The 23,487-nt window shown below is 60.3% G+C and carries 21 protein-coding genes; 12 read left to right on the top strand and 9 right to left on the bottom strand.

The features are described 5' to 3' along the window. Positions 1 to 2: 2 nt before the first annotated feature. On the bottom strand, positions 3 to 1,289 hold the full coding sequence (gshA, locus tag AC07TV_RS00430; RefSeq protein ID WP_494646420.1) for a glutamate--cysteine ligase: 1,287 nt from the start codon (positions 1,287 to 1,289) through the stop codon (positions 3 to 5). Between the two features lie 146 nt (positions 1,290 to 1,435). On the opposite strand from gshA, the gene AC07TV_RS00425 reads away from it, so the two are divergent. Continuing rightward, positions 1,436 to 3,058: an ABC-F family ATPase gene (locus AC07TV_RS00425; RefSeq protein ID WP_494646419.1), complete on the top strand. Its 1,623-nt coding sequence runs from the start codon at positions 1,436 to 1,438 to the stop codon at positions 3,056 to 3,058. Between the two features lie 122 nt (positions 3,059 to 3,180). On the opposite strand, the gene AC07TV_RS00420 is transcribed toward AC07TV_RS00425, so the two are convergent. Next, positions 3,181 to 3,651: an SRPBCC family protein gene (locus tag AC07TV_RS00420; protein WP_494646418.1), complete on the bottom strand. Its 471-nt coding sequence runs from the start codon at positions 3,649 to 3,651 to the stop codon at positions 3,181 to 3,183. 24 nt (positions 3,652 to 3,675) lie between these two features. On the opposite strand from AC07TV_RS00420, the gene AC07TV_RS00415 reads away from it, so the two are divergent. Both AC07TV_RS00415 and AC07TV_RS00410 read left to right on the top strand, forming a co-directional pair. Continuing rightward, entirely contained in the window at positions 3,676 to 4,383 is a 708-nt protein-coding gene (locus tag AC07TV_RS00415; RefSeq protein WP_494646417.1) for a pseudouridine synthase, read from the top strand. Continuing rightward, positions 4,380 to 5,294 (top strand): hydrogen peroxide-inducible genes activator, encoded by a 915-nt coding sequence (locus AC07TV_RS00410; protein WP_494646416.1) that lies wholly within the window; start codon positions 4,380 to 4,382, stop codon positions 5,292 to 5,294. The genes AC07TV_RS00415 and AC07TV_RS00410 overlap by 4 nt, the downstream gene beginning before the upstream one ends. A 101-nt stretch (positions 5,295 to 5,395) precedes the next feature. Here the strand turns inward: AC07TV_RS00410 and AC07TV_RS00405 are convergent, their stop codons facing one another. The 3 genes from AC07TV_RS00405 to AC07TV_RS00395 form a co-directional block, all read right to left on the bottom strand. Further along, positions 5,396 to 7,921: a DNA topoisomerase III gene (locus AC07TV_RS00405; protein WP_494646415.1), complete on the bottom strand. Its 2,526-nt coding sequence runs from the start codon at positions 7,919 to 7,921 to the stop codon at positions 5,396 to 5,398. Positions 7,922 to 7,997: 76 nt separating this feature from the next. Beyond that, on the bottom strand, positions 7,998 to 9,071 hold the full coding sequence (gene dprA / locus AC07TV_RS00400) for a DNA-processing protein DprA (protein WP_494647367.1): 1,074 nt from the start codon (positions 9,069 to 9,071) through the stop codon (positions 7,998 to 8,000). Further along, positions 9,071 to 10,102: a LysM peptidoglycan-binding domain-containing protein gene (locus AC07TV_RS00395; RefSeq protein WP_494646414.1), complete on the bottom strand. Its 1,032-nt coding sequence runs from the start codon at positions 10,100 to 10,102 to the stop codon at positions 9,071 to 9,073. Before AC07TV_RS00395 ends, dprA begins: the two co-directional genes overlap by 1 nt. A gap of 146 nt (positions 10,103 to 10,248) precedes the next feature. Between AC07TV_RS00395 and def the strand changes: the two genes are divergently transcribed. Together def and fmt are read left to right on the top strand one after the other, a co-directional pair. Next, positions 10,249 to 10,752, top strand: a complete 504-nt coding sequence (def, locus tag AC07TV_RS00390) for a peptide deformylase (protein WP_226496704.1) — start codon at positions 10,249 to 10,251, stop codon at positions 10,750 to 10,752. Further along, positions 10,749 to 11,672 carry a methionyl-tRNA formyltransferase gene (gene fmt, locus AC07TV_RS00385; protein WP_494646413.1) on the top strand — a complete coding sequence of 308 codons (924 nt, stop codon included), beginning with the start codon at positions 10,749 to 10,751 and terminating at the stop codon, positions 11,670 to 11,672. The genes def and fmt overlap by 4 nt, the downstream gene beginning before the upstream one ends. A 16-nt stretch (positions 11,673 to 11,688) precedes the next feature. On the opposite strand, the gene AC07TV_RS00380 is transcribed toward fmt, so the two are convergent. The 4 genes from AC07TV_RS00380 to AC07TV_RS00365 form a co-directional block, all read right to left on the bottom strand. Continuing rightward, positions 11,689 to 12,039 (bottom strand): ribbon-helix-helix domain-containing protein, encoded by a 351-nt coding sequence (locus AC07TV_RS00380; RefSeq protein WP_494646412.1) that lies wholly within the window; start codon positions 12,037 to 12,039, stop codon positions 11,689 to 11,691. 54 nt (positions 12,040 to 12,093) lie between these two features. Continuing rightward, positions 12,094 to 12,675: a DJ-1/PfpI family protein gene (locus AC07TV_RS00375; protein WP_494646411.1), complete on the bottom strand. Its 582-nt coding sequence runs from the start codon at positions 12,673 to 12,675 to the stop codon at positions 12,094 to 12,096. A gap of 90 nt (positions 12,676 to 12,765) precedes the next feature. After that, positions 12,766 to 13,152, bottom strand: coding sequence for an S-adenosylmethionine decarboxylase family protein (locus AC07TV_RS00370; RefSeq protein WP_494646410.1), 387 nt, complete (start codon positions 13,150 to 13,152; stop codon positions 12,766 to 12,768). A gap of 9 nt (positions 13,153 to 13,161) precedes the next feature. Continuing rightward, positions 13,162 to 14,049 (bottom strand): S1/P1 nuclease, encoded by an 888-nt coding sequence (locus AC07TV_RS00365; RefSeq protein WP_494646409.1) that lies wholly within the window; start codon positions 14,047 to 14,049, stop codon positions 13,162 to 13,164. 34 nt (positions 14,050 to 14,083) lie between these two features. Between AC07TV_RS00365 and rsmB the strand changes: the two genes are divergently transcribed. The 7 genes from rsmB to hemE are packed head-to-tail and all read left to right on the top strand — an operon-like array spanning position 14,084 to position 23,349. Further along, positions 14,084 to 15,343 carry a 16S rRNA (cytosine(967)-C(5))-methyltransferase RsmB gene (gene rsmB / locus AC07TV_RS00360; RefSeq protein ID WP_494646408.1) on the top strand — a complete coding sequence of 420 codons (1,260 nt, stop codon included), beginning with the start codon at positions 14,084 to 14,086 and terminating at the stop codon, positions 15,341 to 15,343. Positions 15,344 to 15,377: 34 nt separating this feature from the next. Then, positions 15,378 to 15,905, top strand: a complete 528-nt coding sequence (locus AC07TV_RS00355) for a DUF4390 domain-containing protein (RefSeq protein ID WP_494647366.1) — start codon at positions 15,378 to 15,380, stop codon at positions 15,903 to 15,905. Next, a complete protein-coding gene (locus AC07TV_RS00350) occupies positions 15,902 to 18,058 on the top strand; it encodes a sensor histidine kinase (RefSeq protein WP_494646407.1) in 2,157 nt (718 codons plus the stop codon). Before AC07TV_RS00355 ends, AC07TV_RS00350 begins: the two co-directional genes overlap by 4 nt. Next, the gene (locus AC07TV_RS00345; RefSeq protein WP_494646406.1) at positions 18,036 to 19,301 is read left to right on the top strand and encodes a sigma-54-dependent transcriptional regulator; all 1,266 of its coding nucleotides are present in this window, start codon (positions 18,036 to 18,038) and stop codon (positions 19,299 to 19,301) included. The genes AC07TV_RS00350 and AC07TV_RS00345 overlap by 23 nt, the downstream gene beginning before the upstream one ends. A 24-nt stretch (positions 19,302 to 19,325) precedes the next feature. After that, a complete protein-coding gene (trkA, locus tag AC07TV_RS00340; protein ID WP_494646405.1) occupies positions 19,326 to 20,759 on the top strand; it encodes a Trk system potassium transporter TrkA in 1,434 nt (477 codons plus the stop codon). Positions 20,760 to 20,769: 10 nt separating this feature from the next. Then, the gene (locus AC07TV_RS00335; protein ID WP_494646404.1) at positions 20,770 to 22,224 is read left to right on the top strand and encodes a TrkH family potassium uptake protein; all 1,455 of its coding nucleotides are present in this window, start codon (positions 20,770 to 20,772) and stop codon (positions 22,222 to 22,224) included. 57 nt (positions 22,225 to 22,281) lie between these two features. After that, positions 22,282 to 23,349, top strand: a complete 1,068-nt coding sequence (gene hemE, locus AC07TV_RS00330) for a uroporphyrinogen decarboxylase (RefSeq protein ID WP_494646403.1) — start codon at positions 22,282 to 22,284, stop codon at positions 23,347 to 23,349. The last annotated feature ends 138 nt before the right edge of the window (positions 23,350 to 23,487 follow it).

Raw genomic sequence — 23,487 nt, 5'->3', positions numbered from 1 at the left:
GCTCAGTCGTTTTCTGGCGCCGTGCGCTCGAGTTCGATGGCAGCCGCCAGACAGGCCAGCCGGCCAACGACGCCGTAGGCGTAGAAGCGGTTCGGCGCGGCGTCCGGGTTGTTGCAGCCGTAGTCAGGCATGTTGCAGCCTGTCTCGAAGGCCAGTGGCTCGAAATGCATGCCCGGCGCGTTGAGGTTCTCGTCCTTGCCGCGGCCGGTGTGTACGCGGTAGAAGCCGCCGACGACATAACGGTCGATCATGTAAATGACCGGCTCGGCTACCGCCTCGTTGAGCGTTTCGAACGAATGGACGCCTTCCTGGATGAGCACTTCGGAGACTTCAAGGCCTTCCTTGACGACGCTCATCTTGTTGCGCTGCTTGCGGTTCAGGGCGATGACTTCATCGACGTTGCGCACCGTCATGATGCCCATGCCGTAGGTGCCGGCATCGGCCTTGACGACGACGTAGGGTGTCTCTTCGATGTCGTATTCGCGGTACTTTTCCTTGACGATATCGAGCACGGCCGAAACGTTGGCGGCCAGGCACTCTTCACCCTGCCGCTCATGGAAATTGACGCTGCGGCAGACCGAGAAGGCCGGGTTGATGCGCCACGGATCGATACCGATGGCCTTGGCGAAATCGTTGGCGACCTGGTCGTAGGCGGCGAAGTGGTTGGACTTGCGGCGCACGGCCCAGCCGGCATGCACCGGCGGCAGCACGACCTGCTCGTTGAGACCTTGCAGGATGGCAGGAATGCCGGCCGACAGGTCGTTGTTGAGCAGGATGGCGCAGGGATCGAAGCCATCCAGGCCGAGGCGGTGCTGGGTGCGCACGAGCGGTTCGAGGAGCAGTTGCTGGCCGTTCGGCAGGTCGACCGGCGTCGGCTGGGTGATGTCCGGGTTCAGCGAACCGAGGCGCACGTTCAGTCCCGTCTGCTTGAGGATGGCGGCGATCTGCGCGACGTTCTGCAGGTAGAACTGGTTGCGCGTGTGGTTCTCGGGAATGAGCAGCAGGCTGCGCGCTTCCGGACAGAATTTTTCGATGGCGCTCATCGCCGCCTGCACGCAGAGCGGCAGGAAGGCGGGGTTCAGATTGTTGAAGCCGCCAGGGAAGAGGTTGGTGTCGACCGGCGCCAGCTTGAAGCCGGAATTGCGCAGGTCGCACGACGAGTAAAACGGCGGCGTGTGCTCGAGCCATTGGCCGCGCAGCCAGTGTTCGATCTGCGGGCTGGCGGCGAGGAAGCGACGCTCGAGCTCGAGCAGGGGGCCGGTGAGGGCGGTAGTGAGGTGTGGAACCATGTGCTGTGTCTCAATCCAGGGGTTTTTATTTTGGCTGCAAATCTTACACCGCAGTGCAGCAAAAGTGCTGCCTTGCTGCCGTTAACTCCCTGAAAACAGGTAAAATTCAGCCCTTCGTTTTACCGTTATTTCAGATTGGAATCGTAGTGCTTGTCGCCGCCAACATCACCATGCAGTTCGGGGTCAAACCCTTGTTCGAGAACGTCAATGTCAAATTCGGCGAGGGCTATCGCTACGGCCTGATCGGCGCCAACGGCGCCGGCAAGTCGACTTTCATGAAGATCCTGTGCGGCGCGCTCGAACCTTCGGCCGGCAATGTCTCGAAGGACAAGCACGAGCGCATGGCCTACCTCAAGCAGGACCAGTTCGCTTACGAAGACATGCGCGTCCTCGACGTCGTGCTCATGGGCCACGAGGAAATGTGGGCCTGCATGAGCGAGCGCGACGCCATCTACGCCAATCCCGAAGCGACCGAAGACGACTACATGAAGGCTGCCGATCTCGAGCATCAATTTGGCGAGTTCGACGGCTACACGGCCGAGTCCCGCGCCGGCGAACTGCTGCTCGGTGTTGGCATTCCGACCGAACAGCACAACGGCCCGATGAGTCAGGTGGCGCCCGGCTGGAAGCTGCGTGTGCTGCTTTGCCAGGCGCTGTTCGCCAACCCGGACATCCTGTTGCTCGACGAACCGACCAACAACCTCGACATCAACACCATTCGCTGGCTTGAAGACACGCTGAATGCCCGCGACTCGACGATGATCATCATCTCCCACGATCGTCACTTCCTGAATCAGGTCTGTACCCACATGGCCGACCTCGACTACGGCAAGATCACGACCTACGCCGGCAACTACGACGACTTCATGGAAGCCGCCCAGCAGGCCCGCGAGCGCCTGCAGAATGCCAATGCCAAGGCCAAGGAGCGCATCGCCGAACTGCAGACCTTCGTCCGCCGCTTCTCGGCCAACGCCTCCAAGGCCAAGCAGGCGACCAGCCGCGTCAAGCTGATCGAAAAACTCAAGCCGGAAGACATGAAGCCGTCGTCCCGCCAGTACCCGTGGATTCGCTTTGATTACGACGAGAAGCAGAAATTGCACCGTCAGGCGGTCGAGATCGAGAATGTTTCCTTCACCTACGAAGGCGGCGAGCGCAAGATCTTCAACAACCTGACGCTGACCATCAACGCCGGCGAGAAAATTGCCGTCATCGGTGAAAACGGCGTTGGTAAAACCACGCTGCTGAAGCTGCTGATGGGTGAAGTTACGCCGCAATTCGGCACCATCAAATGGGCCGAAAAGGCCTATCCCGGCTATTACGCGCAGGACCACAGCGCCCAGTTCGCCGGCACCGAGAGCCTGACCGAATGGATTGCCGGTTACGCCCGCGCCACCATCGACGAGGGCGGCGACCTCGAAACGCTGATCCGCGGCACGCTCGGTCGTTTGCTGTTCTCCGGCGACGAAGTGAAGAAGTCGGTCAATGTCATTTCCGGTGGCGAACAGGGCCGCATGCTGTTCGGCAAGCTCATGCTGTCGAAGCATAACGTGCTGCTCATGGACGAACCGACCAACCACCTCGACATGGAATCGATCGAAGCGCTCAACAGCGGCCTGGAAAAATTCCCCGGTACGCTGGTCTTCGTCTCGCACGACCGCGAATTCGTTTCCTCGCTGTCCACCCGTGTGCTGGAAGTGAAGAGCGATGGCCGGATCATCGATTACCTTGGCGGCTATGAAGACTACCTGGCTTCGCAGGGCGTCGAGTAAAACCTTTGTTGAGAGCCGTTCAGGCTTTCAACGAAACTTGATTTTTAGCCATTTTTCCGGTTGACCGTGGCAAGCCCGGTTTGATCGCAGAAGGCCGAAACGCAACGCGTTTTCGGCCTTTTTTATTGAATCTTGCCGCCGGCTGCCAGGGTGCGGATGATCCGCACACAATCGATGTCGGACTGGTTGTAGGCCGATTTTACGTACTCGATGTAGGCTCGTTCCTCGGAGTTCGGATCGGTTGCCAACGTTGTCTGGTAAGCGAAGCGCAGGAACAGGAAACCGGGTTCCGGCTCCTCGATGGTGATCATCAGGCTGCCGCCGGGATGGACCTCGGAGGGCTGGATATCGAAACGCACCCATTCCATGGCGAGCAGCGTCACCCGGTCATGAATCACGGCCGGGCCGAAATCGAGTTCGCGGAGCAGGGTGTCGGCCTGCCGCTCGAGAATGGTGCAGGATTCCAGTCCGGGCAGGAAAGGAACGGCGTTTTCAACGCGATGGAGCAGGCCCTGCCAGAGCTGATCACGGGTCATGGTTTCGACCAGCGGATTTTCCGGGTCGTTGATTTGTATGAGATGTTCGAAATTCATGGGGCGGATGTTAACATCTCGGCCATGCAACTAGAACGTATCCTCCAAAAACACGGTTTTGGCTCCCGTCGGGAATGCCGGGGCCTCATCCGCCGCGGACGTGTCGCGATCAATGGCCAGGTTTGCGACGATCCTTTCGTCGAACTCGACATCGAAGGTCTGGTTTTTACCGTCGATGGCGTCGATTGGCCCTATGCCGAATTCGCCACGTTGATGCTCAACAAGCCGGCCGGCTACGAATGCTCACGCAAACCGAAACACCACGCCAGCGTCCTCGAACTGCTGCCGGTGCCCTTGCGTGAACGCGATGTGCAGCCGATTGGCCGGCTCGACGAAGACACTACCGGACTGCTGCTGATCACCGACGACGGCCAGTTGAACCACCAGCTATCCTCGGCCAAACGCAAGGTGCCGAAAGTCTATCTGGCAACGACCAAACACCCGCTCGATCAGGCGCAGATCGATCAGCTACTGGCCGGTGTCCTGCTCGCCGACGAGTACGAAACGATTGCCGCTGCCGCCGCCGAAATTGTCGGCGAAAAGCTGCTGCGTCTGACCCTGACCGAAGGCAAATACCATCAGGTCAAACGTATGGTCGCTGCCGTCAGCAATCGCGTCGAGGCGCTGCACCGCGAAGCTGTTGGCGAACTGACGTTACCGCCAGACCTCAAGCCCGGCGAGTGGCGTTGGCTTTCTGCGGTCGACCTGCAAAAACTCGGATATTCCAAATGACCCTGACCGAAATGCGCTACATCGTGGCTCTGGCCCGCGAGCGGCATTTCGGCAAGGCAGCCGATGCCTGCCACGTCAGCCAGCCGACCCTGTCGGTGGCACTCAAGAAGGTCGAAGGCCAGCTCGGCTCGCCGCTCTTTGAACGCGGGGCCAGCGACGTCCGCATCACGCCGCTCGGTGAGCGTATCGTCGCCCAGGCCACCCGTGTTCTCGAAGAAGCCGTCAAGCTCGAAGAGATCGCCGAAGCGACTGGCGAACCGCTGAGCGGCCAACTCCGCGTCGGCATCATCTACACCATTGCGCCCTACCTGCTGCCCCAGTTGATTCCCGCGCTGAGCAAGCAGGCGCCAAATATGCCGCTCTTCCTCAAGGAAGATTTCACGGCCAATCTGATTCCCGCGCTCAAGGCTGGCGAACTCGACGTCATCGTCATCGCGCTACCCTTTGCCGAACCCGGTCTGGTCGCCCAGCCGGTGTACGACGAGCCTTTCCGCGTCGTCGTCCCGGCCAGCCATCCGTGGGCTTCCCGTTCGGACGTCAATGGCAATGAGCTGGATGGCCAGAACCTGCTTCTGCTCGGCCAGGGCAACTGCTTCCGCGATCAGGTCCTCGAGTCCTGCCCCCGCCTCAGCGCACCGGATGCGCTCGAACATTCGCTCGAAGGCAGCTCGCTCGAAACCATCCGCTACATGGTGGCCAGCGGCGCCGGCGTCGCGGTGATGCCGAGCACGGCTGCCGATCCGCTGATCACCAAGGAACCGATGGTCAGGGTGCTGCCCTTTGCCGGAACCCAGCCCAAACGCACCGTCGGCCTAGTCTGGCGCATCACCTTCCCGCGCCCGCAAGCCATCGACGCCGTGCGCGCCGCACTGCTCTCCTGCCAGCTACCGGGAGCTTTGGCAGTTCGTTGAGGTTTCACGTGGAACGGCAAGTCTGATAGCGCTCATTTCGCAGTGCGAAAAAAAGCCCTCGGCGTTCGCGGAGGGCTTTTTGCTGTGTGGCTGGCGGTGAATCAGGTCGCCGCGTCGGTTTTCTTCTTGGCTGGCGCCTTGGGCTTGGCGACTTTCTTCTCAAACTCGAAGCCGACCTTGCCGTCCTTGGCCACCAGATAGGCCGAGAACTTGCGGCGGGTTCGGTTGGAGACGAACTCCTTGAGCAGGTCAGTCTTGCCTTCGGCCAGTAATTTCTTCATCTGGCCGAGGTCGATCGGTTGCTGAAGAATGATCTTGCCGGAGCGGAAATCGCAGGTCTTGTCCGGCCCGACCGATTTTTCGCAGACGTAGGAATTGCCGTGATCGAAGACGTTGCTGGCGCATTTCGGGCATTTGCCGATGCTTTCCTGCGCCGAAAAGTCGACCGGCTCGGCATCGGCCGCGTCGGCCTTGTCCTGGCCGAAATCGAATTCCGGCAATTTGTCGTCATTGAGCTTGATGGCGGCAGCAAAAGTGCGGCCCATCTTGTTGCGGAAGCCGGTTAGCGGGCCAATCGTGCCTTCGTTGATCAGGGTGTCGATTTCAGCCGGTTCGAACTGGCGGCCGGCGACAATTTTCCATAGCGAATAGTCGCAGCCACCGCACTGGAATTTCTTGTAGGTTTCACGAATCTCGCCACCGCAGCGTGGGCATTTCGCGGTCAACACGCCGAAATCGCCGGGAATCGTATCGGCTTCGTAGTGCTTGGCGCGTTCGACCATGTGGCGGGTCATTTCGGCGATTTCGCGCATGAATTCCTCGCGTGTGAATTCGCCTTTTTCGATCCGTCCGAGCTTCCATTCCCAGTCGCCAGTCAGTTCCGGCTGGGTCAGTTCGTTGATGCCGAGGCCGTTGAGCAGCGTCATCAGCGAGAAAGCCTTGGCCGTCGGGATCAGTTCGCGGCCTTCGCGGTGCATGTATTGCTCGCCGATGAGGTTTTCGATGATCTGGGCGCGTGTCGCTGGCGTGCCGAGGCCGCGGCCGGCCATGGCCGCCTTGAGTTCCTCGTCGTCGACCATCTTGCCGGCGCCTTCCATGGCGGAGAGCAGGGTGGCTTCAGAGTAGCGCGGCGGCGGCTTGGTGGCGTTGGCTTTGACCGTGACTTCGTCGGCTTTGACCTTTTCCTTGGCGTCGACCGCAACGAGATTGCCTTCATCGCCGTCCTGACCTTCCTTGCCATGCACGGCAAGCCAGCCCGGATTGACCAGCACCTTGCCCTCGGTCTTGAAGGGGTGGCCTTCGACGCGGGTGATGCGGGTGGTCACCATGTATTCGGCGGCCGGGAAGAAGATGGACAGAAAGCGGCGAACGACGAAGTCGTAGAGCTTCTGTTCCAGTTCGTTGAGGCTTTTCGGGGCCTGCGGCGTCGGAATGATGGCGAAGTGATCGCTGATCTTGGCGTTGTTGAAGATGCGCTTGTTCGGCAACACCCAGTTGCGGGCCAAAATCTGGTGGGCAAACGGCGAATAGCGGGCGAGCAGCACCTCGTCGTGACCCTTGCCGGCACCTTCGCCGGTCAGCACGGCGAGGGTCTCCTTGACGGTGGGTAGATAGTCTTCCGGCAGGCAGCGCGAGTCGGTCCGTGGGTAGGTCAGGACCTTGTGCTTTTCGTACAGCGCCTGGGCCAGTGACAGCGTGGTCTTTGCGGAGAAGCCGAAACGGCTGTTGGCTTCGCGCTGCAGGGTGGTCAAATCGAAGAGCGCCGGCGACAAACGGGTTTCCGGCTTGGCTTCCTCGGTTACGTCGCCCGGCTTGCCCAGGGTGGCGGCGCGGATGGCGTCGGCCTTGTTTTGTTCCCACAGGCGATCTGCGCGGGCATGTTCGTCTTCGTTCTTGCCCTTGAAGCCTTCGTCGAACCACTTGCCTTTGTAACTGCCGGCTTTGGCGGTGAATTCAGCTTCGACTTCCCAATAGTCGCGCGGCTTGAACTCGCGGATGCGTTTTTCGCGCTCGACGACGATGGCCAGCGTCGGGGTCTGAACGCGGCCGACGGTGGTTAGGTGGAAGCCGCCGGTCTTCGAATTGAAGGCGGTCATCGCCCGTGTGCCATTGATGCCGACCAGCCAGTCGGATTCGGAGCGGCAGACGGCGGCGTCGCCGAGGCCCTGCATTTCGTTGCCATTGCGCAGGCGCGAGAAACCGTCGCGGATGGCGCCTTGCGTCATCGATTGCAGCCACAGCCGTTGTACCGGTTTGCCGGACTTGGTGTGCTGGGCGATGTAGTTGAAGATCAATTCACCTTCGCGCCCCGCGTCACAGGCATTGATCAGGGCGCTGACATCCTTGCGCTTGATCAGCTTGGCCAGCACCTTGAGTCGGGATTCGGTCTTCTCGATCGGCTTCAGCGCAAAGTGCGGTGGGATGACGGGCAGGTGAGCAAACGACCATTTGCCGCGCTTGACCTCGAATTCCTCGGGGCAGGCGAGTTCCAGCAGGTGACCGACAGCCGAGGAAATGACGTGGGTGTCACTTTCGAAATAGTCGTCGTGCTTGGTAAAGCCCCCCAACGCCTTGGCGATGTCGGCAGCGACGGAAGGTTTCTCGGCAATTATCAGCTTTTTGGTCATGTTGGGGCCTGTGGAGTCCGGGGCATGATAAGTGCCCGGTGCGCGGCTTGGCAAGCCGTCTCTATATATGGGGGACCTAGCTCAGGCGCTGGTAGCGGTTGCCGGGCAGGGGGGCGATTTTGCCCGAGAGTTCGAGCATCAGGAGTTCGGGAAGCAATTGGTCAGCGCTCTGTCCGGTGTATTCGACCAGGTCGTCCAGGCCACATGGATTGTGGCCGAGGGCGGCGAGAACAGGGTGTTCGTCGTCAGTAGACGTGCTTTGTTCTGGTTCTTCAGGAGAGGTGAGGTTACCCAGCTCTTCGAGAACATCGTTCGCGGTTTCGACCAATTTGGCGCCTTGCTTGATCAGTTTGTGACAGCCGCGGGCGACGGGTGAGTGAATGGAGCCGGGGATGGCGAAAACTTCTCGTCCCTGTTCGCCGGCCAGGCGTGCCGTGATCAGCGAACCGCTTTCGGGCGCCGCCTCAACGACCAGCACCCCGCACGACAGGCCGGAAATGATGCGGTTGCGCCGCGGGAAATTGGCGGCAATGGACGGGGTGCCGAGCGGAAATTCGGAAATGATGGCGCCATGTTCGACAATGGCCAGCGCCAGTTCCTTGTTGCGGGCGGGGTAGATGCGATCGGCGCCGGTACCGATGACGGCAATCGTGTCGCCGCCGGCTGATAGCGCGCCGCGGTGGGCGGCAGCGTCAATCCCCAGGGCCAGGCCGCTGACGATGCAGAGGCCTTTTGCCGCCAGCGTCTTGGCAAAGTTTTCAGCGGTTTGCAGGCCTTGAGGTGTCGCATTTCGGCTGCCGACCATTGCAAGGCAGCGCATCTTGAGTATGGTGGGATTGCCGCGAACGTAAAGCAGGCTGGGCGGATCGGCGATTTCGAGCAGCGCTTTCGGGTAGGCGTCGTCGGCCAGGGTCAGGATATGCTGTCCCGGCTGACTGGCCCACTCGATGCTGCGGTCAACCTCTGCTGCCGGATCAAAATCAAAAAGCAGGTCGGCGCGGTCGCCGATAACGCTACGTGCAGCGAGCCGCCCGGCTGAGAAAACAGCCTCGGGTAAACCGAAAGCGGCGAGTAGCTTTCTTTGCGACTCGCCGCCGATACCGGGGATAAGCGTCAGCCGCAACCAGGCGGCCAAGCCTTCGGAGATGATCACGGATTTCTTGCCGAATCCCCGACGATGACGGATTTGGATGAGCTGACGACCAGAGCGTAGGCTACCCGGTCGAAGACTCGGAAGACGAAGGCCAATCCGTAGCGTTCTTCGGGGACTGGAGTATCGGTTCGAATGCCGTTATCGTCGATATTCGTTGAAACACGATTGCGGAATAGCGCAACGACGTGGCCGACTTCCAGACCGTCGTTTTTGCCGCGGGTCAGAGATACGACGGATGTTGTTCCGCCTTCCTGAACGCCGCCGTAGATCGACATGATGCTGGCTTCAATTGCCTGATCCGGACGATGCGGAACATAGGAGATGATTTCCGGTGGCTGAGCCGGAATCAGTTCGTCGCCGCGCGCAATTTCTTCTTTGGCCAGCGTGACGCGCAGCGTAGCGGGTTCGCCTGGCTTGATCAGACGGGCATTGCCGAGGTAAAAGGCTTCGTAAGCGAGGACCTCTCCGGTTTTCGGATCCTTCAGCGGTTTGCCCTTGCGGAAAAGTTGCCATTTTTCGATGCTGCCATCGGCGATGCCCTTGGCGTAGAAGGAGTCGCCGGTGCCGAGCAGCATGCGGTCTTCCTGGGCTGCAACAATGACTGCTTCGCTGTTGCTGCCGCTTGATTCGACAATCAACGGCTGGGAAATGAATGGCTCAATGATGTTCGACGGAATGCTGGGGATGACCAATTCGCCCGGGGTGCTATAGACCATTGGCTGGACCTTGCCGTCCTGGCCGGTGACGCGTTTGGCCATTTTGAGGCGAGGTGATCCGCTCGATGTATCGAGCAGGATGATGTCGCCGGGATAAATCCAGTGCGGGTTCTTGATTTCTTCCTTGTTCATCTGCCAGATTTCCGGCCAGCGCCAAGGTTGCTTGAGGAATTTGCCCGAAATGCCCCACAGGGTGTCACCTTTGACGACGATGTGCCGGTCGGGCGGGTTATCGACGAGCGTTAGCGGCTCGGCGGCCGATGCGCAGGCGGCCGTCACGGCCAGGATGAGCGCGGATATAATGCGAACCATAGTCGTAACCTCATGTGCCGGCGGAACGCATTACCGTCGTCGCAGTCTCAATACAGCGGCGATCAATTTGCGTTCCATATCTCGGGAATTGCTTTAGATTCTGCACGTAATAACCTAATCGAGCAAGCTTTTATTCCTATTTTCATATGGCCCTCTTACCCATTTTGCGTTTCCCCGACCCGCGTCTGAAAAAGGTCGCAGCCCTTGTTACCAAGGTCGATGACAGCACCCGAAAACTGGTCGCCGACATGGCAGAAACCATGTACGAGGCTCCGGGAATCGGCTTGGCGGCGACTCAGGTCGATGTGCATAAGCGTATCGTCGTGATCGATGTTTCTGAAGACAAGAGCGAACTGCAGGTTTTCATCAATCCGACGCTTGGCCGGTGCGAGGGTTCGCAGATTGGCGAGGAGGGTTGCCTGTCGGTGCCCGGCATCTACGACAAGGTCGAGCGTGCCGAACGGGTGTCGGTGACCTATCTCGATCTCGACGGCAAGCAGCACACGCTGGAGGCTGAGGGCCTGCTGGCGGTGTGCATCCAGCACGAAATCGACCATCTCAACGGGACGGTCTTCGTCGATCACCTGTCGCTACTTAAACAGACTCGGATCAAGAACAAGATGGCCAAACAGGCGCGCGTCACGGCATGAAGCTGATTTTTGCCGGGACGCCGGAATTTGCCGCGCAGGCTTTGCGGGCCATTGTTGCGGCGGGGCACGATGTGGCGCTGGTACTGACTCAACCGGATCGGCCGGCCGGGCGTGGCATGAGTTTGCAGCCGTCGGCGGTCAAGAAGGTGGCGCTGGAGCATGGCATCGAAGTCTTCCAGCCGCTGACATTGAGGGACGCCGAGGCGCAGGCGAAGATTGCGGCGATTGGCGCCGAGGTCATGGTGGTCGCGGCCTACGGTCTGATCCTGCCGCAGGTCGTCCTCGACATGCCGCGTTTCGGCTGTATCAATATTCATGGCTCGCTGCTGCCGCGCTGGCGCGGTGCGGCGCCGATCCAGCGGGCCCTGTTGGCCGGCGATGCCGAGACGGGTGTTTGTATCATGCAGATGGAGGCCGGTCTGGATACCGGGCCGGTACTGCTGCGTGGGGCGTTCCCCATCGAGGCGAGTGATACCACGGCTACGTTGCATGACCGATTAGCCGAACTGGGCGCGAAGCTGGTCGTCGAGGCGCTGGGCAAGTTGCCGCTGCCGGCCGAGCCACAACCGGCTGCGGGGGTGACTTACGCGCACAAGATCGAGAAGGCCGAGGCGCTGATCGATTGGTCGAAGAGTGCGGCGGAACTGGATCGCCATATCCGCGCCTTCAACCCCTTCCCCGGGGCCCAAGCCCTCTTTGGCGGCCAAACGGTGAAATTGTGGCTGGCGACGCCGGTGGCCGGTGAGGGTGAAATTGGCACGATTTTGGCAGTTGACCGTAGCAGTGTCGTTATCGCCTGTGGCGAAGGCGCGCTGGCCGTTACTGAATTGCAGAAGGCCGGTGGCAAGCGTTTGCCGGTGCAGCAATTCCTGGCCGGGCATCCGTTGAAGGTTGGCGACCGCTTCGATATTCCCGCCTGATTTCCGCTGAACAGCTTCAGCCAGCTGCAACGCGGATCGGCTGTTCACGAATGGTTGGGGGCAGGGTTCCGACGACGGCCAGACTCGGCCTTTCGCCCGGTTTCTGGTGGCGCAGTGTCAGATAACGCAGGCAGGTGACGCGCAGGAAGGAGGCGAAGTTTTCGACTTCGCCGCGGTAGGCCTCGATTTCATCATAGAGCTTGGCGATCAACTGGTTGGTCGTCATTCCCTCGTTGCCGGCCAGTTCGGCCAGGATGTCCCAGAACAGGTTTTCCAGCCTGATCTTGGTGACGAAGCCATGAATGCGCAGCGAGCGGGCCCGCGACTCATAGAGCATCGGGTCGGCCTTGACGTAGATTTCACACATGTTGCCTCCTGGTCGGATCGGGCAACACCAAGGTGATGTCGCCCGGTCCATCGGTCAAAGCGTGATCCGGGTGCCGAGCAACGGCAGGAATTTGGCCAGCCAGGCCGGGTGCGCGGGCCAGGCCGGGGCGGTGACCAGATTGCCATCGACGTGGGCCTGATCGACCGGAATGTCGGCATATTGCCCGCCGGCCAAGCGGACTTCGGGGCCGCAGGCCGGATAGGCGCTGCACGAACGACCATTCAGAACCCCCGCTGCCGCCAGCAGTTGTGCGCCGTGGCAGATCGCTGCAATCGGCTTTCCGGTGTCGGCAAAGTGGCGAACCAAGGCCAGGACCTCGGGGTTCAGGCGCAGGTATTCGGGGGCGCGACCGCCGGGAACGACCAGTGCATCGTAGTCCTCAGCGCGGATGTCGGCGAAGCTGGCGTTCAGCGTGAAGTTGTGGCCGGGCTTTTCGCTGTAGGTCTGGTCGCCTTCGAAGTCGTGGATGGCAGTGCGCACGAAGTCGCCGGCCTTTTTGCCCGGACAGGCAGCATGGACGGTGTGGCCGACCATGAGCAGTGCCTGAAAGGGCACCATCGTTTCGTAATCTTCGGTGTAGTCACCGGTCAGCATGAGAATTTTTTTGGCAGCCATGTTTGTCTCCTTTGTCATGCCGCCGGCAAGATGGTCGGCGGGCAAAAACATTGTCGGAGGATTTTCCGGCGGGCGGGTAGCAGCCGGCTGCTACTTTGCCGGTGCCAGACGGCCGCGTCCGACGCTCGTGCACTGTCGGACCTCCGGCGCAAATCGGTCGATGACTTCGTCAAACAGGGCACTAGCCTTGGAACTGTTGTCGCCGCTAAAGTTGCAGACGTAAACATCGAGCGTGACGCTGGCGATCTCGGGCCAGGTGTGCACGGCAAGGTGGGATTCGGCGAGGACGACGGTGCCGGTGACGCCGGCCGATTGGCCACCGGCGTCGTGGAAGGTATGGAACAGCCGGCCGACGACGGTCAAGCCGTGGCGTTGGCAGGCGTCGACGCAGAACGCTTCGAGCCCCGGTGCGTCGAGCAGAAAGCTGGGGGCGCAGTGGCAGTCGTGGAGGTCAGCGATCAGGTGCAGGCCGTTCATATGACAATTTTATGGCGTTTCACGTGAAATGCGCTGGCCGAAAATGGCTTCGAGCAGTCCGCCCAGCCGGTAGCCGGCTTCGACGATGCGGCGGTCAGCGATTTCCCGGCTGCGCCGGCGGAAATCCTCGGTGACGATCGGTAGCAGGCTGCCGCTGGCCTCCGGGTACGCCTCGGTCAACAGGCGATGGCTTTCGTTGCGCCACAGCCCGACATTGCCTTGCGCTGGTGGCGGATGGTTTTCCAGCAGGCGCGCTGCGTTTTGTTGCAGGCGCTTGCCGCGCAGCCAGGGCGGGCCGGGCAGATCGTCCCAGTAAACATGCAGGCTGCTGAACGGCAGGCGTTTGTTGAACGGATTTTCGATCTCAACCTCGTTGCCACCCTCGTCGCCATGGCGGCCGACGTGCAGCGGTTGGTGGATGTCGCCTACGAGGTGGATGAGCCAGGGCAGGACATTTGAAATTTCGGCCTTTTTTCCGGTTGACCGTAGAACTCGGCTCAGGCGCTCGATTTGAGCGTCCAGTTCGCCGGATTTGGTATGGCCGGCGGCATTGAGGTCCACGTAGTGCCAGCGTTTGTGACGTGCCGTGTCGGAAAGCCCGGTGAGAGCGGGTGTGGCGGGGTCGCGGTCTTCGTCGTAAAAGCGCGGGTCGTTACGAATGTCGTCTGGCCAGGTCGAGGCTTCGGCGAAGATATCGATGCCAGCAATGGAGCGCGACTTTTCCATCCAGCGTTCGTAGTCGGGATGTCGGGACAGTGCTTCGCTGAGCGCCGTCTGCGTCGCGGGCGATAGTTGCTGCCACGCAATGACCGCGGTCAGACGGTGGCCGGCCCCATTCCAGGCACAGGCCGGAGCGGCTACGGCAAAGAAAAGCAGGGCGAGGAGGATTTGCCGCATTCCGCCATTATGCCGCGTGCGATAATGCCCGCCTATGTCCAGTTTGCCGCTCAATTCACTCGCTTACGCCCTGTTGCAGGCGTCCCGTATCGATACCGCCGTTTTCGGCGGACAGAGTCTGGCCGACGGCCTGCTGGGCCGGGTCGAGCCGGAGGCCCGTCCGGCCGTGCAGGATCTCGTCTATGGCAGCCTGCGCGCCTACGGGCGCGGCGATTTCTATCTATCCAAGCTGCTGCAAAAACCGCTGGCCAGCGACGAAGTGCGCGCCCTGTTGCTGGTCGCCATTTATCGCCTCGAAACCCGTCCGGATGCCGCGCATACGGTTGTCGATCAGGCCGTTTCGGCGGCCGCCGAGGTAGCGGGCGGGAATTTCAAGGCGCTGGTCAATGGTGTGTTGCGCAATTTCTTGCGCCAGCAAGCGGCACTGACCGCCGAATTTGCCGCCGATCCCGTTGCTTCGACCATGCACCCGGACTGGTGGCTGGCCCAGTTGCAGGCTGCTTATCCGCAGGACTGGCCGGCCATCGTCGCCGCCGGCAATTCGCCACCGCCGATGGGTCTGCGCGTCAACACCCGCCGCGTTTCGCGCGACGATTACATCATGAAGCTGGCGGCCGAAGGTATTCCCGCCAAACCCGTCGGCGAATGCGGACTGGCCCTCGACAAGCCGGTGCCGGTCGACGCATTGCCCGGTTTCGCCGATGGCCTCGTATCGGTGCAGGATCCCGGGGCACAAATGGCTGCCACGCTGCTCGATCCGGCGCCGGGCAGTCGCGTGCTCGACGCCTGCGCCGCACCGGGCGGCAAGACGGCGCACCTGCTCGAGCGCGGCGAAATCGACCTGCTGGCGCTTGATCTGAAGCCTTCGCGCTGCCGGCGCGTCGCCGAAACGCTGTCGCGCCTTGGCCTGAGCGCCGAGATTCAGGATGCCGACTGCGCCAAATTGACGAGCTGGTGGGATGGTCGCCTTTTCGACGCGGTACTGGCTGACGTCCCATGCACAGCCAGCGGCGTCGTGCGTCGCAATCCGGACGCCAAGTGGTTGCGTCGCGAGGCCGACATCGCCAGTTTTGCCACAACACAGGCGCGAATTCTCGACGCCTTGTGGCAGGTCGTGCGGCCGGGCGGTAAACTGCTCTACGTGACCTGCTCGGTTTTTCCGGCCGAAAATGGCGGGCAGATTTCGCGCTTCCTGGCGCGCCAGCCGCAGGCTCACTGTTGTCATGAAGAACAGCTCTTGCCGAGTGCTGAACACGATGGCTTTTTCTACTGCTTGCTCGAAAAGCGTGCTTGATCCTCTGCGCCGATGGCTGCTGTTGCTGCTATTGGTGCCTGTTTTGGCGTGGACCGCAGAAATCGACATCAGCAATCCGCAGCTTTCAGCCAGCGAAGATGGCTATGTTCTTTCTGCCGATTTCAAGTTCGAATTGAATCCGCGCCTCGAAGAAGCGGTGACCAAGGGCGTCGTGCTCTATTTCGTCGCCGATTTCGAGTTGAGCAAAGCCCGCTGGTATTGGCTCGATGAAAAACTGGTCAGCCGCAGCCAGACCTATCGCCTGTCCTACCACGCGTTGACCCGGCAATACCGGCTGACCACTGGTGGTCTGCATCAGTCGTTCCAGACCCTGTCCGAGGCCATGCAGGTGCTGGCCCGGCTGCGCAGCTGGACGGTCATCGACAAGAACGAAAAACTGGTCCGTCCTGGCGAACCTTACGAAGCATCGTTGCGCATGCGGCTCGACGTTACCCAATTGCCGCGTCCCTTCCAGATCAGCGCTCTTGGCAACAAGGACTGGAGCCTCGGGTCCGACTGGAAAACCTGGCCGGCCAACTTGCCCGCGGCGGAGGCCAAGTGAAGCGTATCGTCGCAGCGGGCGGGGCATTTGCGGCAGCCGTTGGCGGCATCCTGTGGTTCCTGCTGTTGATGTCCACGGCAGCGGATACCGTGCTTTTCTCCCGCAACTATCCGCTGCTCATCGCGCTTAATGTCGTGCTGGCGCTTGGTATGCTCGGCCTGGTCGGCTGGCAGTTGCGCACGCTGTGGCGTGATTATCAGGCCCAGGTTTTCGGCGCCCGCCTCAAGCTGCGCCTGATGCTGATGTTCGGCGTCATCGCCGTATTGCCCGGGGCGCTGGTCTATGGCGTGTCGGTGCAGTTCGTTACCCGGTCGATCGAAAGCTGGTTCGATGTGCGCGTCGAGAAGGCCCTCGAATCCGGCCTGCAACTCGGCCGCTCGGCACTTGATTCGCTGTTGCTCGATCTCGGCGAAAAGGCGCGCAGTGTCGCTGCAGAATTGTCCGACATTCAAGAATCGTCGCGCCGCTCGGCCCTGTTGCGCCTGCGCGAAGAGAAGGGCGTTCAGTCGGTAGCGCTGTTTTCAGTCGGCGGCCAATTACTGTCGAGCGCCACCACCGAACTGTCCAGCCTGCTCCCCGATTTGCCCAGCCAGGCCCAGCTCAAACAGGCGCGCAGCACGCAGATGGTGAGTACCATCGAAGGCGATGGTGGCAAACTTTACCTGCGCGTGCTCGTGCCGGTCAGCTCCCGCGGTATGTTCGAGGAGCCGCGCATCCTGCAAATGACCCAACCGGTGCCGCCGGGACTGGCCCATGACGCCGATGCCGTGCAGGGCGTTTATCGCGATTATCAGGAATTGCATCTGGCCCGCGAAGGTCTGACCCGCATTTATGCCCTGACGCTGACGCTGACCGTGCTCGTTGCCCTCTTCGGCGCCTTCGCGCTGGCTTATGTGATGGCCCGTCGGCTGGCCGCGCCGCTCTATATTCTGGCCGAAGGCACGCAGGCTGTGGCGCAAGGCGACTTTTCGCCGCGCCAGGCCATCTACAGCGGCGACGAACTGGGTGTTTTGACCCAGTCCTTCAACCGGATGACCCGCCAGCTTGATGATGCCCGACGCGAAACCGAGCGCCATCGGGCGGAACTTGAATCGGCGCGTGGCTATCTCGAATCGATCCTGGCCAATCTGTCCACCGGGGTGCTGGTTTTTGACCGCCATTTCGTCCTGCGCACGGTCAACGAGGGGGCCCTGACCATTCTGAACGACGATTTCATGGGCCTGGTTGGGTCGCCGGCTGATCATTGGCCGCGTCAACAGGCCCTTGGTGCTTTTATCCGGGAACATTTTTCAGGTACGGAAGAAGCCGAATGGCAAGCCCAGCTCGAAATGGAACGGCCGAACGGAATGCCGCAGGTGTTGTTGTTGCGCGGTTCCCGTCTGCCGGAAGCCAGCGGTGGTGGCGATGTTGTGGTCTTTGACGACGTCACGCGCCTGATTGCGGCCCAGCGCAGCGCTGCCTGGGGCGAAGTGGCGCGTCGTCTGGCACATGAAATCAAGAATCCGCTGACGCCGATCCAGCTTTCGGCCGAGCGCCTGCAATTCAAGCTGGCCGACAAGCTTTCCAACGGCGATGCCGACATGCTGGCGCGCGGCACGCAGACAATCATCAACCAGGTCCAGGCCATGAAGCGCATGGTCGACGATTTCCGCGATTACGCCCGGATGCCGGCACCGGAAGTGGCGGAGCTCGACCTCAACGAACTGATCGGCGAAGTGCTGGGACTCTACGAAAGTTCATCGGCGACCATCGAAACGCGACTGGCCGCCGATTTGCCACCCATTCTCGGCGATGCCACGCAATTGCGGCAGATCATCCACAATCTGCTGCGCAACGCCGAAGACGCGCTGGAAGGCCGTGACGAGACGCGCATCCTGATCCAGACCGAAGCCGTCGGCCGTCAAGCCAGCCTGACCATTGCCGACAACGGACCCGGTTTTCCGGTCGAACTGTTGCCGCGCATCTTCGAACCTTATGTCACCACCAAGGCCCGTGGCACAGGCCTCGGCTTGCCCATTGTCAAAAAAATTGTCGAAGAACACCTGGGTACCATCGAAATAAGCAATGCACCCGAGGGCGGCGCGCGGATCGATATTCGCCTGCCCCTGGTGAAAGCGGAGGAAGTCAAAAATGGCAATCATTCTGGTCGTTGACGACGAAGTCGGTATTCGCGAACTATTGTCGGAAATCCTGATCGACGAAGGCTACGACGTGCGTGTCGCCGAAAATGCCACGGCTGCCCGCCTGATCCGCAGCGAATTGCGTCCAGACCTCGTGCTGCTCGACATCTGGATGCCCGACACCGATGGCATCACGCTGCTCAAGGAGTGGCACGCGGCCGGGCATCTCAATATGCCGGTGGTGATGATGTCCGGACACGGCACGATCGATACGGCGGTTGAGGCGACGCGCTTCGGCGCCTTCGATTTCCTCGAAAAGCCAATCGCCCTGCAAAAACTGCTTTCTACCGTCCAGAAAGCCCTCAAGCACGACAAGTCCCCGGCCCGCCCGGCGCTGACATTGGAGGCGTTCAGTCGTCTTTCCTTCGTCAAGGAGTTCAAGCGCCGCCTTGAGCAGGCGGCGGCAAAGTCCCCCATTTTGCTGATCAAGGGGGCCAATGGCGGCATGGCCGAAATTTGCGCCCGGACCCTGCAGCCGCCGCGTGCACCATGGCTTGATTTGTCAGGTGTGAGCAGTGCCCTGACGCAGGAAATGCTCGAAAAAGTGTCCGGAGGCATCCTGTTCGTGCCGGATATGGCCGGGCTTGGCAAAATGCAGCAAATGAATATGGCTTTTGCGGTCGACCGGCTGGAAAAGCTCAATTTGCAAATGATCGCCGCCACGCTGAGCAGTGCCAGCGCACTCAGCGAAGCGGGCTGGGACAGCAAGCTGCTGGCCCGTCTTGGCGAAATCTGGGTAGCCATGCCGTCGCTGGCCGGGCATGGTGATGAGCTGCCGGAAATCGCCAGCCTTCTGCTGACCAATTTCGTCGAGCGCGGCGAGGTGCAAGCGCGTCGTTTGTCGAGCGGAGCGCTCAATGCACTGCGCACCTTGTCCTGGAAAACCAACCCGGAATCAAGCTGGAACGACCTTTATGCGCTGGTGCGCAATCTGGCGATCACTTCCCTCGAAGAAGAAATCAGCGCCGACGACGTTGCCCGTGTCATGCCGGTAGACGCTGGTGGCAACCCTGAGATGCTTTCGTTGCTGCCGCTCTTCGATCAACCCTTGCGCGAGGCACGCGATGCTTTTGAAAAAATGTACTTCGAGCATCATCTGCGTCTTGAAGGTGGCAACATGACCAAGCTGGCTGATCGCTCCGGGCTTGAGCGCACGCATTTGTACCGAAAACTCAAACAACTGGACGTCAAGCTCGGCAAACGCAGCGAAGAATAATTACCCGGATACAAGGGGGGAGACATGAAAGTCATCATTCTCGGTGCCGGGCAGGTTGGCGCCAGTGTCGCTGAAGGTCTGGTTTCAGAAGAAAACGACATTACGATCGTAGACTACGATGCTGCACGGCTCGCCCAGTTGCAGGACCGGCTCGATCTGCGCACGGTGGTCGGCAACGCGGCGACGCCGTCGACGCTGCGCGAAGCCGGGGCGGAAGACGCCGACATGGTCATTGCGGTGACTCAAAGTGACCAGTCCAATCTGGTGGCGTGCAAGCTGGCGCACAGCGTCTTCAATGTGCCGACGCGGATTGCCCGTCTGCGTTCGCGCGACTTTCTCGAGGACGAGAGCCTGCTGTCGCCGGAAAATTTTGCGGTGGATTTCGCGCTCTGCCCGGAACAGGTGATTACCGAGTATATTCGTCGCCTGATCGAGTTTCCCGAAGCACTGCAGGTGCTCAATTTTGCCAAGGGGCGGGTCAGCCTGGTGGCTGTGCGCGCTTACGAGGGTGGCTTGCTGGTCGGCAAGCAGATCAAGCAGATGCGCGAGTTTCTGCCGCCCGACATGGATGCCCGGATTGCCGCCATTTTTCGCCGTGACCAGGCTGTTTTTCCCGAAGGCGAAACGGTTGTTGAGGCCGGCGACGAGGTCTTTCTGCTGGCTGCCGCCGAGCACATCCGGCCGGTTCTCCGCCAGCTCAGGCGGATGATGAAGCCGGTCGAGCGGATCATGATCGCCGGCGGTGGCAACATTGGCTTGCGTCTGGCCAAGTCGCTGGAGAAACGCTACGAAATCAAGCTGATTGAAGGCCGCAAGGAACGCGCCGAATTGATCGCCAATGAACTGGACAACACCCTTGTCCTGCTTGGCGACGCGACTGACGAGGAGCTGCTGGAGCGGGAGAACATCGCCGAGATGGACCTCTTTCTTGCTGTGACCAACGACGATGAAGACAACATCATGTCCGGTAGCCTGGCCAAGCGTCTGGGCAGCAAACGCGTGGTTGCCCTGATCAACCGTCGTGCCTATGCCGAGATGATAGAAGGCGGGCCGATCGACATCGGTATTTCGCCGGCCCAGGTTTCGATTGGTGCTCTGTTGGCGCATGTCCGGCAAGGCGACGTGGCCGAGGTTCATTCGCTGCGACGCGGTGCGGCTGAAGCTTTGGAACTGGTTGCCCATGGCGATGCGAAAACCTCGCAGATCATTGGCAAGCGTATCGACCAGATCGACTGGCCGCATGGCGTCACGGTTGCCGCGCTGGTGCGGCATTTTGACAGGGCTGTGATCGTTGGCCAGACCGATGACTGGACTTCGATTACCCGTCACGGCGAGGTCGTCATCGCGCACCACGACACGGTGATTGAAGCGGAGGATCATGTGATCGTTTTCTGCACCCGCAAGAAGCTCGTCAAGAAGGTCGAAAAGCTGTTCCAGGTCAGTTTTCACTTCTTTTAAGGGGTAGACCGTGACACGTTTTGCCCCTGTTTATCGGGCACTGGGCATGATCATCATGCTCTTCGGCCTGACCATGCTGGCACCGCTGATACTGTCCTATGTCACCAACGACGGTGCGCAGACGGCCTACGACGAAGCCTTCGCGCTGACCATGTTGTGTGGCGCCTTTCTCTGGTATCGCTACCGTCGCTGCAAGCGGGAGTTGAACATCCGCGACGGCTTCCTGATGGTTGTTCTGGTCTGGTCAGTCTTGCCGGCTTTTGCGGCTATTCCGCTCATGCTGCAGCTTGGCATCAGCCATACCGACGCCTATTTCGAGACGGTCTCCGGGTTGACCACCACGGGGGCAACGGTATTGTCCAATCTGGATACGCTGCCCATGTCGATCAACCTGTGGCGCCACCAGTTGGTCTGGATTGGTGGCATGGGTCTGATCGTGCTGGCCATCGCCATTCTGCCTTTGCTCGGTATCGGTGGTCGGCAAATGTTCAAGGCGGAAACACCGGGTCCGATGAAGGACTCAAAAATGACGCCGCGCATTGCCGAGACAGCCAAGGGATTGTGGCTGGTTTACTTCGGTGTCTCGATGGCTTGCATTCTGGGCTACCGGTGGGCAGGCATGACTTGGTTCGACGCCGTTTGCCACGGTTTTTCAACCATGGGGCTGGGCGGCTTCTCGACGCACGACGCCAGTTTCGGGTATTTCAACTCGCCAGTTATCGAGTTAGTGTCGATCGTTTTCATGCTTTTTGCCGGCATGAATTTCGGGACGCTGTTTCTGGCCGTTAGCGGACGCTCCTTGCGTCCCTATCTACGTGATCCGGAAGCCGCTTGGTTCATCGGAGTCTGTGCTGCCAGTATCCTCGTTGTCGCGCTCTATATCTGGAAAGACGGTGCCTACGCTGATCTTGACACGGCGTTTCGTCATTCAGCCTTCAATGTCATTTCGATTGCGACAACGACTGGTTACGCCAGCGTTGATTTTGCGTTGTGGCCGATCTTCGCGCCATTGTGGATGCTGTTCCTGTCCAGTTTTGCCACCAGCGCGGGGTCGACCGGGGGCGGCATCAAGATGATGCGGGCGATCCTGCTTTACAAGCAGGTCTATCGCGAACTGGTGCGGGCGATGCACCCGAATGCCGTATACAACATCAGAATTGGTGGCCAGACGGCGGCGCAGCCTATCCTGTTTGCGGTTCTCTCATTCGCCTTCATGTACATGGTCAGTATCGTTTCTCTGACCTTGCTCATGGCCTTTACCGGACTCGATATCGTATCGGCCTTCACGGCCATCGTCGCCAGCGTCAACAACACCGGACCGGGCCTCGGCGTAGTTGGCCCGTCGACAACCTATGCCGTTCTTGAAGACTTCCAGACCTGGATTTGCATCTTCGCCATGCTGCTCGGCCGGCTTGAAATATTCACCCTGCTCGTTGTTCTGACCCCCGCCTTCTGGCGGAAGTGACCCGGCGCCCGGAAAGGCGGATAATTCCGCCTTTCCGAATTTCTGGCGGAGTCCGACGTGAGCCGACCCAAGAACGATACTTTCCTGCGCGCCCTTCTCAAAGAGCCGACCGAATATACGCCTCTCTGGCTGATGCGCCAGGCTGGCCGTTACCTTCCCGAATATTGCGAAACCCGCAAACGAGCCGGTAACTTCCTGAACCTGTGCAAGTCGCCAGCCATGGCCTGCGAGGTCACGCTGCAACCGCTGGCCCGCTATGATCTCGATGCCGCCATCCTGTTCTCCGACATCCTGACCGTGCCCGACGCCATGGGCCTCGGCCTCTACTTCGCCGAAGGCGAGGGGCCGAAGTTCGAGCGCCCGCTGCGCGAAGAATGGGCCATCAATAACCTGACCGCGCCAGATCCCTACGAGCATCTCGGCTACGTGATGGACGCCGTCTCGGAAATCCGCCGCGCCCTGGATAACTCGGTGCCCCTCATCGGTTTCTCTGGCAGCCCCTATACACTGGCCTGCTACATGGTCGAAGGCGAGGGCTCAAGCGATTTCCGTAACATCAAGGGCATGCTCTACAACCGCCCGGACCTGCTGCACCGCATCCTGTCAGTGACGGCTGATTCCGTGATTGCCTACCTGAATGCCCAGATCGACTGCGGCGCCCAGGCCGTGATGATCTTCGACACCTGGGGCGGTTCGTTGTCCAACGCGGCCTACGAGGAATTCTCGCTGCAATACATGCGTCGCATCGTTGCCGGCCTGAAAAAGGAAAAAGACGGTCAGCGCATTCCGAGCATCGTGTTCACCAAGAATGGCGGCCTGTGGCTCGAAAAAATAGCTGATATCGGCTGCGATGCGGTCGGCCTCGATTGGACCATCGACATCGGCGATGCCCGCCGTCGCGTTGGTGACAAGGTAGCGCTCCAGGGCAATCTCGATCCGAATGTACTGTTTGCGCAGCCGGAAATCGTCGCAGCCGAAGCGAAAAAAGTGCTCGACAGCTTCGGCCCGGCCAATACCGGCCACGTTTTCAACCTTGGGCACGGCATTTCCCAATTCACTCCGCCGGATAGCGTTACCGCACTCGTCGAGACGGTCCATTCATACAGCCGAGTATTACGTAAGTAATAGCTATAAGTGAGGGGCAAGGCTTGACTTATGCACAGAGTTTTGCCTCTCGCCAAAAATAAAATCCAAAAACCCCTTGACTCAGCATTGTTTATTTAAATTATTGAATTTAAACGAATAATGATGTTGCTCAATATT

The organism is Azonexus sp. GW821-FHT04F04 (genome assembly GCF_059420025.1).
Note: the sequence above shows the minus strand (reverse complement) of the source record. Positions and strands in the feature narration are given on the sequence as shown.